The organism is Colwellia sp. KU-HH00111, from assembly GCF_040362745.1.
Lineage (GTDB): Bacteria > Pseudomonadota > Gammaproteobacteria > Enterobacterales > Alteromonadaceae > Colwellia.
Window position 1 is genome coordinate 79,050 of sequence record NZ_BAABWO010000001.1, and the last position, 15,523, is coordinate 94,572.

Genomic DNA, 15,523 nt, shown 5'->3' on the forward strand with positions numbered 1-15,523 from the left:
GTCGCCGCTAATACCGGTACTTAAAACTATTGCTTTTAATAGAGCCTTTAGCTACTGTTAGTTAACAAACTCTCGTTTTTGTTGATAAAGCACTTATGACGGAACAACCAACAAATATTGATACGGCTGCTCGCCTAGATCGCAATTTGGCTTTACTCAATGCTGGCTCTGTAGTTACCTTTGATTTAGTAACCCCCGCAGGCCAACGCGCTAAATTCAGAACAACTTTTATTGGCTACCTGCCCAAACAATATGTGTTAATTCAAATCCCAGATGCTGGTAAATTAGGTAAGTTCTCACAGCATTTAATACAAGGGGCTGCTATTACGGTAAGAGGTTTAATTGAAGGCCATGAAGGTGCGGTGGTCGCATTTATTAGTACTATCAAGCAAACTATTCAAATGCCCTCTCGAATCATGGTGTTAGATTTTCCTCGCACTGTTGGTTTGCAACATTTACGTTCGTCAATTCGTATTGATACCCAAATAAATGCCAAAGTAAAAATAGATAAAAACTATTGGCAAGCAACAATTGAAAACCTCTCTGTTAGTGGTTGCCAGTTAAGTATTGTTAACGGTGAAAAACTTGTGTTATCGGAAAAAACCGGCATTGAAATTGTGGTTGAGGACACACAAGGTGGCAACAATATTAAATTGAAAGGTGCGGTTTGTAACTTAAAGCAACAAGTAGATGGCGTGTCTTTTGGTGTAAAGTTTAACGCTGAAAGTAACATTCAAGCGAGCCAATTATTGCACAACATTGTTACCTCACACGACTAGCTTAGTTAAAAGGACCCATTAGCCTTAAACAACTTTAGCGTTAATTACACCGTCTGTTAATTGTATCGTCAAGCGATCATCTGAGCTAACTTGTGCAACCGAGCTAATCACTTTATCTTCTGCATTACGAGTGACACTATAACCCCTAGCTATAGTCGCTAAAGGGCTTACTAGCTGTAGCTGCTCAATTAAATGCACAAATAGCTCAGTGTTATGTTGCATCTTATACTGCATGGCAAGAATTAATCTTTGGTTTAATTGTTTTATCTGAACTTGCTGCTCAGCAATGGTTTTAATAGGCGATAATTGAGATAACCTTTGCTGTAATTGCTTGGGGCGCTGCTGGCTTTGCATCATGGCTCGTTTCATTGCTGAGGCCAAGCGCAAATTGAGCTCATCAGATTTTTGCTGATGGACTCTTAGCTGCTGCTCTGGGTGTACTTGTACTAACCTATGATGTAAATGACTTTGTTTTTGGCGTTGCTGTGTATTGTTACGTGAAACTGCATTGGTTAGACGTAAAGTCAGTATGGCGATTTTTTCTAACAGTTCACCGTTATCACTTGAAACTAACTCAGCTGCTGCTGAAGGAGTTGCTGCACGTAAATCAGCAACATAATCGCTAAGGGTGGTATCAATTTCATGACCTACAGCGCTAATAACAGGGATAGCAGAGTCAAAAATAGCCTGCACTACACATTCTTCATTAAATGACCATAAATCTTCTAAAGATCCGCCACCTCGGCCAACAATGAGTACATCACATTCTTGACGAGTATTAGCTTGATGAATAGCATGGCAAATATCATTGTTGGCGTATTCCCCTTGTACTAATGCAGGGTAAATTACTACATTAATGTTGGGACTGCGACGTTTGAGCACAGTAATAATATCTTTAACCGCTGCACCCGTTGGTGAGGTAACGATACCGACCCTTTGAATATGACTAGGGAGTTGCTTTTTATGCGTTTGTGCAAAAAGGCCAAGGGCATTGAGTTTGCTTTTTAAGAGTTCAAATTGCTGACGCAATAAACCTTCCCCAGCATCCTCCATTTGTTCAATGATCAATTGAAAATCGCCACGAGGCTCGTATAGTGACACTTTTGCGCGTACAAGTACTTGTTGGCCATTGCGTGGCGCACTAGCTAAGCGCACTTTTCTATTGTTGCCTTTAAACATGGCACAACGTACTTGTGATTTGCTGTCTTTTAACGATAAATACCAATGGCCAGAGCTAGCAGCAACAAAGTTTGAAATTTCACCCGTTAACCAAACAGTATTAAGCTCACTCTCTAAAATAAAACGGACCTTTTTAGTGAGTTCACTAACTTGTAAGATGTGCTGCGTTGCCATAATTTTATATACCAATACGTTTAAGCGAGGTTAGTTAGCATTATATCGTGAGGAATTGTCTATAGGGCATTTATTTTGCATTCTTTTTGGTAGCGCAACGCAAATTTATGTTTACCTAAACAAAGAAAACGGTTAAAATTCTGCCGCAATATTCGATACCAAGTGTGCTTAGTTTTTTTACTTGTTTGGTATCCACTTTACTCTCAACTCTGGTGATATTGCGATGTTACGAATTGCCCAAGAAGCGTTAACTTTTGATGATGTTCTATTGGTACCTGCTCATTCTAAGGTACTACCTCATACGGCTGATCTGAAAACCCGTTTAACTCGAAAAATTAATTTAAATGTTCCCTTAGTATCTGCGTCTATGGACACAGTAACTGAAGCTCGCTTAGCGATCACCTTAGCACAAGAAGGTGGCTTAGGTTTCATTCATAAAAACATGACCATCGCAGAACAGGCCAGTAATGTTTCAAAAGTAAAGAAATACGAAAGTGGTATAGTTAGTGACCCTGTCGCGGTTAGTCCTGAAGATTCTATTGAACAAGTGATGCACAAAGCCGATGACTTAGGTTTTTCTGGCTTTCCTGTTGTCGACAGTGCTAATAATTTAGTCGGCATTATTACTGGTCGTGATTTACGTTTTGAAACAGATTTAACTAAACCTGTGTCAGCTTTGATGACAACTAAAGATAGGTTGGTTACGGTTACTGACAAGGCCGAACGTGAAGAAATTCTTGGCTTGATGCATGAAAACCGAATTGAAAAAATCCTAATGGTTGATGGCAATTTCAAGCTGCAAGGCTTAATTACCGCAAAAGATTATCAAAAAGCTGAAAGCAAACCTAATGCCTGTAAAGACGAATTAGGTCGTTTACGTGTTGGCGCCGCCGTTGGTGTTGGTGCTGGTACGGATGAACGAATTGATGCATTAGTAGCAGCCGGTGTAGATGTACTATTAATTGATACATCTCATGGCCATTCTCAAGGCGTATTAGATCGCGTCAAAGAAACGCGTGACAAGTACCCAGATTTACAAATTGTTGCAGGCAATGTAGCTACAGGTGCTGGAGCCAAGGCATTAGCTGATGCTGGTGTTGATGCGGTTAAAGTAGGTATTGGCCCAGGTTCAATTTGTACAACCCGTATTGTAACGGGTGTTGGAGTGCCACAATTAACGGCTATTTCTAATGCTGTTGAAGCATTAAAAGGCACTGATATCCCGGTGATTGCTGATGGCGGTATTCGTTTTTCAGGTGATATTGCCAAGGCGCTAGTTGCTGGCGCACATTGTGTCATGGTGGGAAGTATGTTGGCCGGCACAGAGGAATCACCTGGTGAAGTCGAGCTGTATCAGGGACGCTATTATAAATCTTATCGTGGTATGGGCTCGTTAGGCGCAATGAGTCAAAAAGAAGGTTCGAGCGATCGTTACTTCCAAAAAACTGATGGTGAAGCCGATAAATTAGTGCCTGAAGGTATCGAAGGTCGTGTTGCTTATAAAGGCCCCGTTGCGGCTATTATTCATCAACAGATGGGCGGCTTACGTTCGTCTATGGGCTTAACGGGTAGTGAAACAATTGAAGTGATGCGCACTAAACCTGAGTTTATGAAGATAACCTCAGCAGGAATGGGTGAATCACATGTACACGATGTGACCATCACAAAAGAAGCCCCCAATTATCGTATGGGATAGATCGGTTGAGTTATTTTAGCCCAATTTCGGCGTTGCAAGTGCTCATTGACTATCGTCAACTCCGCGCTAGCGCCTTGAACTAGAACTAAAATACTCTCAACTTAGTGTGGCTATAAGCATTCTTATTTTTACAACGAATCACATTGTAAAAATAGACAAAATTTAAACACCTTGAACTGAACTCTTATTAGAGAAAAGTTCAGGGTGTTGTTATTTATAAACAATACCTTTAGTGGTAAAAAGCAGGAACAAAAAACATGAGTAAAGACATTCATGATCACCGCATACTGATTTTAGATTTTGGTTCACAATACACTCAGCTTATTGCTCGTCGTGTACGTGAAATTGGCGTTTATTGTGAACTTTGGTCATGGGATGTGACCGAAGCACAAATTAAAGAATTTAACCCAACCGGTATTATTCTTGCGGGTGGCCCAGAATCAGTGACTGAAGCTAACTCACCGCGCGCACCTGAGTATGTATTTACTGCTAACGTGCCTGTTTTAGGTATTTGTTACGGTATGCAAACTATGGCTGAACAACTGGGTGGTGGCGTTGAAAGCTCTGAGCATAAAGAGTTTGGTTATGCGGCAGTGGAAGTTATTGCCAAATCAGCCTTATTTAACGCAATTGAAGATCATGTTAGCACTAACGGTAATGCGTTATTAGATGTGTGGATGAGTCACGGTGACAAAGTTTCGGCTATTCCTGAAGGTTTTGTTACGGTTGCGAAAACAGAAAGCTGTGCCTTTGCCGCTATGGCAAATGAAGATAAACAGTTTTACGGTGTACAATTTCACCCAGAAGTCACTCACACTAAGCAAGGTATGCGCATATTAGAGCATTTTGTTGTTGATATTTGTCAGTGTGAAAAGCTTTGGACTTCCGCATCAATTATTGAAGATGCAGTAGCCAAGATGAAAGAGCAAGTCGGTGATGACGAAGTTATCTTAGGCTTGTCAGGTGGTGTCGATTCATCAGTAGTTGCCATGCTGTTACATCGCGCTATAGGTGACAAGCTGACCTGTGTATTCGTTGATAATGGTTTACTTCGTTTAAACGAAGGTAAGCAAGTAATGGACATGTTTGGCGATCATTTTGGCTTAAATATCATTAAAGTTGACGCCGAAGACAGGTTTTTAGATCGCTTAGCCGGTGAAAATGATCCAGAGAAAAAACGCAAAATAATCGGCAATGTATTTATCGATGTGTTCGAAGAAGAATCCAATAAGCTTGAAAATGCTAAATGGTTAGCACAAGGCACTATTTACCCTGATGTCATAGAATCGGCTGCTTCTGCAACAGGTAAAGCACACGTAATTAAGTCCCACCATAACGTAGGTGGTTTACCTGATTACATGAAGCTAGGTTTAGTTGAGCCATTACGTGAACTATTTAAAGATGAAGTGCGTAAAATTGGTTTAGAGTTAGGTTTACCGTATGACATGCTATACCGTCACCCATTCCCTGGACCTGGTTTAGGGGTACGTATTCTAGGTGAAGTGAAAAAAGAATACGCTGACTTATTACGTCGTGCGGATGCGATTTTCATTGAAGAATTACACAAACATGATTTATACACCAAAGTAAGTCAAGCATTTACAGTGTTCCTACCTGTTCGCTCTGTTGGTGTAATGGGTGATGCCCGTAAATACGATTGGGTTGTGTCACTGCGTTGTGTTGAAACTATTGATTTTATGACCGCTCGTTGGTCACATTTGCCATATGACTTCTTAGGATTAGTTTCTAACCGGATCATAAATGAAATTGACGGTATTTCACGTGTGGTCTACGATATCAGTGGTAAGCCGCCAGCGACTATCGAGTGGGAGTAATTTTTTCCTAAGTTGGCTAAATTACTCTATTTTGCTGGGCTTAATCTAAAAATTATAAACTCTATTTTAAACCTCATTGTTGTATGACAGTGGGGTTTTGTTTTAAGTACTATACTGAAAAGAAGAATTATTATGATCATTGAAAGATTAGAAACCAAACAACGCATGAGCCGTATTGTTAAGCATAACGGCACTATCTACTTATGTGGGCAAGTAGCTGCTGATGCCAGTAAGGACATCACCGAGCAAACCCAAACCATGCTAGCCAAGGTGGATGAATTATTATTGCAAGCAGGTAGTGACAGAGCACACATTTTATCGGCAACCATTTATGTTAAAGATATGAGTTATTTTGCTGATATGAATGCCGTTTGGGATGCTTGGATACCTGACGGTCATGCGCCAGCTAGAGCTTGTGTTGCCGCTAAAATGGCTCGAGAAGCTTTACTCGTTGAAATATCGGTGATTGCTGCAGAGATTTAAGTTAATTATAGCTGCGTCTTTTTATGCTACCTATATACAAGCAAGCGCCGCTGAAGAACAAGTAAAAGCAATGAACTAGCCTTTAATACAATATGATACTGGCAATTTGGATGCTATATCGAAATTGCCAGTGATTAAATTTTCTCTTGAAAACGCTGGGGTAGGGTTAGCACTGATTGTAAGTTTGGATTTTAGCTATAACCAAACCACCTCAAGATGCGGAATTCAGTTGGAATTAGAGTCGTATTTAAGATAAATTAAAGGTGGTTTATGAAGGAAAAGTTGCAAAAGTTATTATTGGTGGCTTAATGAGTTATAAGTTAAAACCTACCTTTAATCCAGCAATTAAACAGGTGTTTTATCATTAAGTAATTGATATTAATTGCTAAATATCGTATCTTTGGTTTTTAAGGCTTTATGAAGGATAGGTGGGCTTCGTTTAAACGTCGAGTATCCTGTTAATGGAGCTGTTAGCTTTTATGGAGGCTTTATCACATGAAGTGGGCGTTTATAGATTATGAAAATATTGGTTGTTTAAGTAAACTCGATTTGTCTATTTATGAAAGGGTTATTGTTTTTGTCGGTGCAAAACAACCTAAAATAGATTTTGGCGATAAAAAATACGAATCCCCGATCAACTTAGTTTTAATCCAAATTAAAGCAACTCAAGCTAACAATTTAGATTTTCACCTATCTTATTATCTTGGTAAATATGCTCAAGAAGCTTCAGCTAATGTTAGCTTTGAGGTAATTACTAATGACAACGGCTTCACACCCTTAATTGCACATATCAAAGCTAATGGTCGTCCTTGTAAGCAGGTAAAAATGGTTAATGCATCAGGCGAGATTTCTAAATTAATTCATAGCTTAAAATCTAAACCAAAAGAGAAACGTCCCCAAAAGATCGTTAGCTTGAGAAACCATATAGCATCTCACATGAAGGCAAAAGGTAACGAAGTAGTTATTCAAAATTATCTTAATCAATTGGTTAATCAAAATATATTAACCGTATCTGAGAGTGGTGTGCAATATAAATGATAATTATTGAAGTAAATTAAGTGTACTTTATGCAGAAAAAGTTGCAGAAATTATCATGTGTGGCCTGATAAGATGTGCTATGTATGAACACTTAACTTAGTCTTTTTTATCACTGTAATTTTGTTCTTAATGATGAAAGTGTAGCTTTTAAGGTTAACTTGTTGAGTCTCTAAAAAGTCCCCCAAAAAGAAAGTTTCACCTCTGGCTTACGTTGGCGGTGAGATATTTCACTGCCGTCAAACGCACCGCCACGATCGCTTTGGTAGAAATAGCGTGAACGAGTATAGCGACCCGTATTTAAATGAGTCACTTCAAGTTGGGTTTTTAAGCCAAAATAACGTGTGGTTTCAATAAATAAACGTAATCGCTTATTCGCGCCGAATGTTTGAATTTCATCAACGCGATAATTGGTATCTTTAAAATTTCCCCAGTATTCAGCGCCCCAAGCGAATTTTTGATTGATAAAGTCTTGCCTGAAATTGAACTTGGTCCAATTCGGTGTGTAATCATTTATGGTGCGGTCAGTTGCAATGATTGCATCATAAAATTGGGAATCATTGTATTTATAAGATAGCTCTAATAATGCATTGGGCATAATATAATCAAGCGGTAAATTTAATTCAGTGGTTGCCCCCCAAAACTCAGCATCGCCAGCATTTCCCAGCCCTTGGTTGATGTCATCGCTTTCCTCATTACTATCATTCGTTTCCAGTATTATTTGTTCTAATATATCGCTTCGCCATTGATAAAACACCCTTACTTTTATGCTTCCGCGTTCACTAAAGCTCCAGTCATATGTTGCGGCAACTTCTGTTTTTTGATCGGGTTTTAGATCAGGATTGCCCAAGGTTGAACTATCGTCAGAGGCTTCGGTGCTGCTGGCAAAGTCATTAAAATTTAATTGCCCAACACTATGTTCGCCTTCTAATGTTAATGTTGTGCTGTTATTAATTTTGTACGTGGCTGATACTCGGGGTTTAATAAAGTTAAAATTTTGGCTTTGATTTGAGTCGCCTGACACTGTAATCTGTGAGAATTCTGCGGTGATACCGCCTTCTAGTGATAGATATTTATCGACTTCATAATTAAACGTTGCAAATAATTCTCCTCGCCATTCTTCAACAACCACATCAGAGCCATCAACAGGTACTAGCAAACCATTGTCAGTTTCATTGGCGCTGGTGTTTAGTTTATTATTAGCAATCTCAATACCAAATTCAGGGGTAAAGGCTGAGCTTGCAGCATAACCCAGGGTAGTGCGTATTATTCCTTCGGTTTTAAGGCGCTTTTGGTTAAAATAGTCATCACTTACGGTTTGGGCACTTAGTATTTCTTCATGAAAACTATACTGATAATTGCGATCGTTAACTAAACCTAAGGCAATGATATGCCATTTCCAGTCTTGTATTTTTTGGGTCCAGTCAATACCTAATTCAACCATTTTGAATGTGTTTTTTTCATCAAGTAGCCAAAACTCATCCGGTGAAGAAGAATCAGTGATTGGGGTGTTAAACATATTTCGGTGGGTATCTCCACGCCATACATCCCCGCCGACACGTCCATTAATGACCAAATCACCATCAGCAAACTGAGTAGCTCCTTCACCATTGATAAAGAGCCAACGGCCTGAATCTCTAAATTTTTCATCGGCGCTTGAGGTCAGCAAGTTATCACTATCTAAATTTTCAATTGCAGCCGTTCTATAGCCAGGGCGACCACCAATATCTAAGTCAAATGAGGTTTCCCAATCACCGAGTGTTGTTGACAGTGCTGCCTCTAAATTGGGTAGGTAGCTATTATCGGGCGCTCGTCTTAATTTTGCTGCCCACGTACCTTGCTGCAGCCCTTTAACACGAATAACATTAGCAACTACTGCATGGCCAGACGCATCGCCGGTGTTTACTCCGCCACGTAAAATTTCAATTTTTTCAACTTGTGCCGCTGAAATTCGACTGAGCGCACCTCGTAAGCCACCTGATTTAGAGGTAGGTCTTGAGCCATCGATGAGTACGTTACCCGCATTACCACCAAATCCTCGGGCATTTGATCCTCTATCGAATGAGAATCCCGGCAATCTTTTGATCATATCCATGGCATTTTGTGGCGTGTATTGTTCAAAAAAAGTCGCGGGATATTCGAAAATATCGGGGAGTAAAGATAGCTCTGATGTGGTTTTAGCAGTTTGCTGTCGTGTTAATTCAAGTGATGAATCGCTAGTATCATCTTCACTAGCGAGTGCTGATTGTAATGTAAAAATTAAGGGGGTTATAAGGCTTAAGCGCTTAATTGTTTTGATTATGTTTGGTTTTGTTTTTTTCTTTAAGCGCATTTTTATTCACAACGGTAATTTGGAGTTGAAGCAATAGATTTATTTTAACAAATTGATTTTTTACTTAATGATATTACTTTTCGACAATACCTTACCATTTAGTTATCAGACCTAGCGTCACTAATATGTAACTAATGGTGTAATGAGGTGTAGTGAAAGCTTATACAACTTTGAATATGATTGGTGATTTTTACGATAAAGTGCACAATATTTCAGATATAATGATTGATAACAGCAGAAGCGTGGTAGGAAGGCGACATGAACGGAATTAATGACAATCTACAGCAATCTCTTAACCAAACCTTTGGATTTGAGCAGTTTAGGGAAGGCCAGCAACAAACGATTGAACAATTACATGCGGGTCATTCTACATTATCCATATTTCCGACGGGCTCAGGAAAGTCTTTGTGTTATCAATTAACAGCTTTACATTTACCTCATTTAACACTGGTTGTTTCGCCCTTATTGGCATTAATAAAAGATCAACTTGCTTTCTTAGCAAGTAAAGGGATTGCTGCGGCGAGCATTGATTCGACCTTAAAGGGGAATCAAGCACAGGAGGTGATGGCAGCGACGAGAAATGGCAAAATAAAAATACTCATGGTATCGGTCGAGCGTTTTAAAAATGAACGCTTTAGGCAATTCATTCAATCGGTGCCTGTGTCAATGCTGGTAGTTGATGAGGCACACTGTATTTCAGAGTGGGGTCATAACTTTAGGCCAGATTATTTGAAGCTACCTCATTACCGCACTGAGCTGAATATACCATTAACCTTATTATTAACGGCCACTGCGACCAAGAAAGTCAAATTGGATATGGCTGAAAAATTTGCTATTCAGCCAAATCACATTGTTCAAACTGGATTTTACCGGCAGAACTTAGATTTGACGGTGTTACCCGTTAGTAGCGAAAATAAAAATGCTTATTTAGCTGAGCAAGTAAAGCAACAAACAGGTTGTGGTATTGTGTATGTCACTCTGCAACAAAGTGCTGAGCAAGTAGCCATTTATCTACAACAATCAGGTGTTAATGCAAGCCCTTATCATGCGGGATTTGATAGTGATACCCGCAGTCAAATTCAAAATGATTTTATGGGCGGTAAAATACAAGTAATTGTTGCCACTATTGCTTTTGGTATGGGTATTGATAAAAGTGACATCCGTTTTGTTTTCCACTATGACTTACCTAAATCTATTGAAAACTACTCTCAAGAAATCGGCAGAGCAGGGCGCGATGGTCAGTTTTCTCGCTGTATTACGTTAGCAAATTTAGATGGACTTAATACCGTAGAAAATTTTGTTTATGGTGATACGCCAGAGCTCAGCGCAATTGAATATGTTATTGATAATATTAAAACCGAAACACAAGTGACTGATATAAGCCAAACAAGCCAATATGAAAGCAAATGGGAATTGCAGTTAATACAACTGTCGAATGCGAGTAACATTAAACAATTACCGTTAAAAACATTACTGGTTCAGTTAGAGTTGTTAGGCGTTATTGAGCCTATGTATGCTTATTTTTCAGACTTTAAAATAAAGCTGTTACAACCGCTTGAACAGATACTTTCAGGATTTAATCAGCAACGAAAAGTTTTTCTTAGCACCATCTTTAAAGCCACGACCTTTAAAAAAGTGTGGGGCAGTTTAAATTTTGAAACCTTGTTGCAAGACAAGTCAATTGAAAGAAATCGGGTGATTGCAGCCTTAGAGTATTTACACGAGCAGCAAATGATTGTCTTAGAAACTTCAGGTATGACTGAAGTTTTCAAGGTGAATTTTCATGAATTGAGCGAACCATTATTAGCTAATAAGTTAGCGCATTACTTTCTTGATAAAGAAGCGAAAGAAATTAAGCGTATTGCTGCATTGGTACGATTTTTTCAACTTGATAAGTGCTTAAGCGCTAACTTAAGCCGGTATTTTGACGACCTAGATGCGCCAACACATTGTGGGCACTGTAGTGTTTGTCGAGGCAGTATTGCACAACTAGAATATTCACAACAAGTGCCTTGGCCAAGTGATGACGTGCTCATTGCCAACGCTAAAGCCTTAACACGTCACCTAGAAGATAAAAGTCATACCCCATTAACACTCGAATGCTATTGTCGTTTTTTTGCAGGTTTGACCATGCCGTTGTTTGGCCGAAACAAAGTTAGGCAATTAGCTGGTTTTGCTTGTTGCGAACAGCAACGTTATCAAGCGATTCGTGATAAGCTATCTCAGCTTGATTTTAGTTAATGCTGTTCTGTTGGGTAAGTGAGACAAAGTAGCTTAAGTTGAGTAGCCAAACCCAATGTTTTATTTCCGCGCGAGTATCTTAGTAAATGTTTTTATCGATTAAAAATTCAGTACCAATGAGTGTTTGGTATATGTTGCTCTCTGCACTTGGCTTTTCTTTAATGGCCGCTTGTGTGAAAGAGGTGAGCGGTTTAGGTATTCCGGTGTTAGAAATTGTTGCCGCTCGAGCGGTAATTTCAGGCTTTATCAGTTACGCAGATATTAAACGAAAAAAGATCCCTGTGTGGGGACATAATAAAAAACTGCTTATTGCCCGAGGTGCTGTGGGCTCGTTTGCATTGATGTTTGTGTATTATGCAGTAACCACCTTACCATTAGCTGAAGCAACCTTATTACAATACTTACACCCTGTATTTACCGCTATTTTGGCATTATTCTTTTTGAAAGAAGCTATACAGCGTTCCACGGTCACTTGTATCTTGCTCAGCCTACTTGGCTTATTCATTATTATTTACCCTAATTTAGCTTACCAAGGAATAGCGCAGGACGGTTTAACTCAGTCAAGCTTGCCACTTGACAATGCTATTCAATATTCATGGTTAAGTCTTGGTGCTGGTGTGTTAGGGGCTTTTGGCAGTGCGCTAGCTTACGTTATTGTTAAAAGGCTGACCCTAACTGATGATAGTTCAGTTATTATTTTCTATTTCCCTGTGATAGCTTTTCCTGTGTCTATGCTGATGTTAGGCAGTGATTTTGTTATGCCAACTGCTACGGCAACAGTTTTATTAGTGCTAGTTGGTATTTTTACGCAAGTAGGGCAAGTAGGGTTAACTAAAGCAATGCACAGTGCTGATGCAAATAAAGCAACAGCATATTCTTATGTGCAAGTGTTGTTTTCGGTGATCATTGGCTGGGCGTATTTTAGTGAAGTACCTATGCTAACCACGATCATCGGCGGTGCTTTCATAATGCTGGGGGCATTAATCAACGTTTTTTGGAAGCGTTAGTTGGCCTTTCAGTCAGTAATTTTTTGTACTCAGCATTGGTGGTTTGTTGTAAGAAGAGTGATATTTCCTTGTGCGCTTGTTTGAAAGCCTTATATAAATGTGACTTTAATGCCTTTTTAATCGGTTTAATATCACCGTTTTTTATCACGCTAAATAACGCTAGCGCATACACTGTTTCTAATTCTGGTAAGGCCGCTTGTCGGTTGAGGTTTCGATTATTACACGAACCACAACCACCTTTAAATTGATAGGCGGTATTGGAAAAAATAACCCCAAACCCCATGAAACAAGCTACTAGATCTATAGTTTGTGCTAATACTGCTTCGCCTCCTGGAGGGGGAGTATTTGGCGCCATTGCGCTGTGCTGATTAACTAATATGCCTGCCTGTATTTGTACTAAATAAGCAATTAAATCTTGTGGTTGGTTAAGTTGACTTTGATGAAAAGCGATATCAATTTCAGGGGCGATAGTTTCATTGCCCATGTCAAAATTGTTTTTGTAACTGACTTTACATTTATCCCCGCGTAGGCTTGATTCAAAAGATAACTGAGGGATTGGTTTGGGGCTAAAGTGTTCAGCAGCTACTAGTCTAAAAGGCCATGCTGTCATGCCTGTGTATTTAGTGGTATTGATAAAAATAGTATGCGCCATCTCTTCGACACTAGTTGAACTACCGGGGTAAAAGGTATTGTTGGGCAGTATCAATTGGCTATGCTGGTTAAAAAAATCACCATCAAGTTGCTCAATACACCACAAAAAAGTGTCAAAAATCCATGTTTTGCTCTCTTCGTCAATGACTGGCTTTGGTTTAAATAAAGTTGAGAACACGGGTTAATAGCCTTTTATGTTATGAAAAAACGAGCTGATGTACTTCGCTCAGGAAAATGTTATATCAATTGTAGAGGGGGATTTATTCCCCTCTTTTCGGATAGAGGCCCATATACAAGCTGCATAAAGCCTTTATTTTTTCTTATAGCTCTTAAGTTATCTCGATAGCTATGAAAAAAAGAATATGACATTACTGTCGCATGATCACAATAGACGTTTTGAAATAAAGTCTTTAATCGAAGCTAAAAAAAAGCCTGCAATAATATAGGTAGCAGGCGATTAAAGGAGAAAACATTAAGCGAGCATTACTCTAATGACTGGTGCCGCGTTCGTAATTAATTTTGTTGTAAACATTGTATTTACCAGAGGGCTTTTTCATTGGCATACGTTTTACTATTTCTAGTGTATCAGCATCATAAACAATTAACTCGCCATCATTATCCCAGACGCTTAATAATACAAACTTACCATCTTTAGTAAACTCGACATGGGCGGAATTTTTCCCCGGTGCTGGCGCTAAAGTTTTGACAATTTGTAATGTGCTTTTATCAATCACGTGAACCTTATCATTGTTTGGACCAAAGAATACGTCAGTCCAAGCATAACGAGATTTGCTGTGGCTACGCATAAAGAAACCAGGACCTTCAGTTTTTATTTCTTTAATTATCTGCCAGTTTTCCATATCAATGACGGTGATTTTACCTTCTTTGATATTGGGAGAAGCAAACACTTCTTTGTTTTTATATTGCCAAGTGATACCAGAGCCTAAGTGCGGCATACCTGTTAAGCCGATAGAGGCGATTTTTTTCTTGGTGTCTAGGTTAATGACTTGTCCATTATGACTATTACGAGCTGTGCCAATTAAATTGATATAATCAGGATCGAAGAAAAAATCATTCAAGTAATCATCGGTTTTAATGCGGCGAATAGGAAATTGTTCACTTTCTTTTGATAAATCATGCTTCCAACCTTCTGCTTTAGCTTCATTTTTATAGTCGTGCGCCCAACCTTTAAACACTTCAACACCACCTTTATCGCTGTAAGGAATTTCCCATACTTCTTTGACGTCTTTTAGCGCCACAATAAAACTGTGTCGTGGTGGCGCATTATAAACTGCGCTAACGCGTGAACTGTTACCATCTTTATCTATGGCAGCAATTACTTTAAGCGGTGACAAGTCACTAGTCTTCAAGATAACTACGTTGTTTGGCAGGTAATTACCGACAATTAAATATTGCCCATCATTTGAAATGGCGATATTACGGGTGTTAATTGCTGCGCGAACTTCACTAACAGTTTTTCGGTTGTAGATATCGTATTTACTGATCCAGCCATCGCGAGAGGCAAAAAATACAAAGCGACCATCAGGTGAATATTTGGGCCCACCGTGTAAAGCGAAACGGGTTTTAAAGCGGTCTAAGCGCTCAAACGTGTCGCCGTTTAGTAAGGTAGCGCTGTGATCGCCCAATTCAACGACAATAAATAAGTTCATTAAGTCAGCGTCAAACTGCGCTTCACTCGGTAACTTAGCTTGGTCAAAATGCTGTACTTTAGAAGCGTTAATATCAGCTGTTGTCCATTTGAGTGACGCTTTAGATGGCGTGTAAATATAGTCTGCTAAAGTGGCTATTTCGTCTTTGTTTAACGTTTGATTAAAGGCTGGCATTTGTGTGGCAGCACGACCGTTGTTAATGACTTTTATTGCTTTTTTTTTTCTAAAACGAGCAAGATTTTCTGGCAATAAAGCCGGCCCCATAGCCCCTAAACGATCAACACCGTGACAACTTTGGCAATGTTGCTCATAAAGTTTTTTAGCGGCAGTATTATCACTTTTTTTATGAGCTGTTGCATAGCTTGAGAAGCTTAACAATGTGCCTAAAGAAAGCGCTAAACAAACGGTTTTGTTAATGGAAAAGAGTGATTTCATTGCTTG

At 39.3% G+C, this 15,523-nt stretch carries 11 protein-coding genes; 7 read left to right on the forward strand and 4 right to left on the reverse strand.

All coding sequences use genetic code 11. The features are described 5' to 3' along the window. Window positions 1–95: 95 nt before the first annotated feature. Entirely contained in the window at window positions 96–779 is a 684-nt protein-coding gene (locus ABXG98_RS00305) for a PilZ domain-containing protein (protein WP_353536685.1), read from the forward strand. A 24-nt stretch (window positions 780–803) separates the two neighbouring features. Here ABXG98_RS00305 and xseA read toward each other — a convergent pair whose 3' ends face one another. Beyond that, window positions 804–2,132: an exodeoxyribonuclease VII large subunit gene (xseA, locus tag ABXG98_RS00310; protein WP_353536686.1), complete on the reverse strand. Its 1,329-nt coding sequence runs from the start codon at window positions 2,130–2,132 to the stop codon at window positions 804–806. A 223-nt stretch (window positions 2,133–2,355) separates the two neighbouring features. On the opposite strand from xseA, the gene guaB reads away from it, so the two are divergent. The 4 genes from guaB (at window position 2,356) to ABXG98_RS00330 (ending at window position 7,184) form a co-directional block, all read left to right on the forward strand. After that, a complete protein-coding gene (gene guaB, locus ABXG98_RS00315; protein ID WP_353537441.1) occupies window positions 2,356–3,828 on the forward strand; it encodes an IMP dehydrogenase in 1,473 nt (490 codons plus the stop codon). Between the two features lie 257 nt (window positions 3,829–4,085). Continuing rightward, complete coding sequence (guaA, locus tag ABXG98_RS00320) at window positions 4,086–5,663, forward strand: glutamine-hydrolyzing GMP synthase (RefSeq protein ID WP_353536687.1); 1,578 nt, start codon at window positions 4,086–4,088, stop codon at window positions 5,661–5,663. A gap of 132 nt (window positions 5,664–5,795) precedes the next feature. Then, on the forward strand, window positions 5,796–6,146 hold the full coding sequence (locus ABXG98_RS00325; RefSeq protein ID WP_353536688.1) for a RidA family protein: 351 nt from the start codon (window positions 5,796–5,798) through the stop codon (window positions 6,144–6,146). 495 nt (window positions 6,147–6,641) lie between these two features. Then, on the forward strand, window positions 6,642–7,184 hold the full coding sequence (locus tag ABXG98_RS00330; protein ID WP_353536689.1) for a PIN domain-containing protein: 543 nt from the start codon (window positions 6,642–6,644) through the stop codon (window positions 7,182–7,184). Window positions 7,185–7,353: 169 nt separating this feature from the next. Here ABXG98_RS00330 and ABXG98_RS00335 read toward each other — a convergent pair whose 3' ends face one another. Continuing rightward, a complete protein-coding gene (locus tag ABXG98_RS00335; RefSeq protein WP_353536690.1) occupies window positions 7,354–9,513 on the reverse strand; it encodes a TonB-dependent receptor plug domain-containing protein in 2,160 nt (719 codons plus the stop codon). A gap of 258 nt (window positions 9,514–9,771) precedes the next feature. Between ABXG98_RS00335 and ABXG98_RS00340 the strand changes: the two genes are divergently transcribed. Together ABXG98_RS00340 and ABXG98_RS00345 are read left to right on the forward strand one after the other, a co-directional pair. Then, window positions 9,772–11,754, forward strand: a complete 1,983-nt coding sequence (locus tag ABXG98_RS00340) for a RecQ family ATP-dependent DNA helicase (RefSeq protein WP_353536691.1) — start codon at window positions 9,772–9,774, stop codon at window positions 11,752–11,754. An 86-nt stretch (window positions 11,755–11,840) separates the two neighbouring features. Then, window positions 11,841–12,761 carry a DMT family transporter gene (locus tag ABXG98_RS00345; protein ID WP_353536692.1) on the forward strand — a complete coding sequence of 307 codons (921 nt, stop codon included), beginning with the start codon at window positions 11,841–11,843 and terminating at the stop codon, window positions 12,759–12,761. Here the strand turns inward: ABXG98_RS00345 and ABXG98_RS00350 are convergent. Both ABXG98_RS00350 and ABXG98_RS00355 read right to left on the reverse strand, forming a co-directional pair. After that, window positions 12,739–13,590, reverse strand: coding sequence for a hypothetical protein (locus ABXG98_RS00350; protein WP_353536693.1), 852 nt, complete (start codon window positions 13,588–13,590; stop codon window positions 12,739–12,741). The genes ABXG98_RS00345 and ABXG98_RS00350 overlap by 23 nt on opposite strands. A 310-nt stretch (window positions 13,591–13,900) precedes the next feature. Next, entirely contained in the window at window positions 13,901–15,517 is a 1,617-nt protein-coding gene (locus ABXG98_RS00355) for a cytochrome D1 domain-containing protein (RefSeq protein WP_353536694.1), read from the reverse strand. Window positions 15,518–15,523 lie beyond the last annotated feature (6 nt).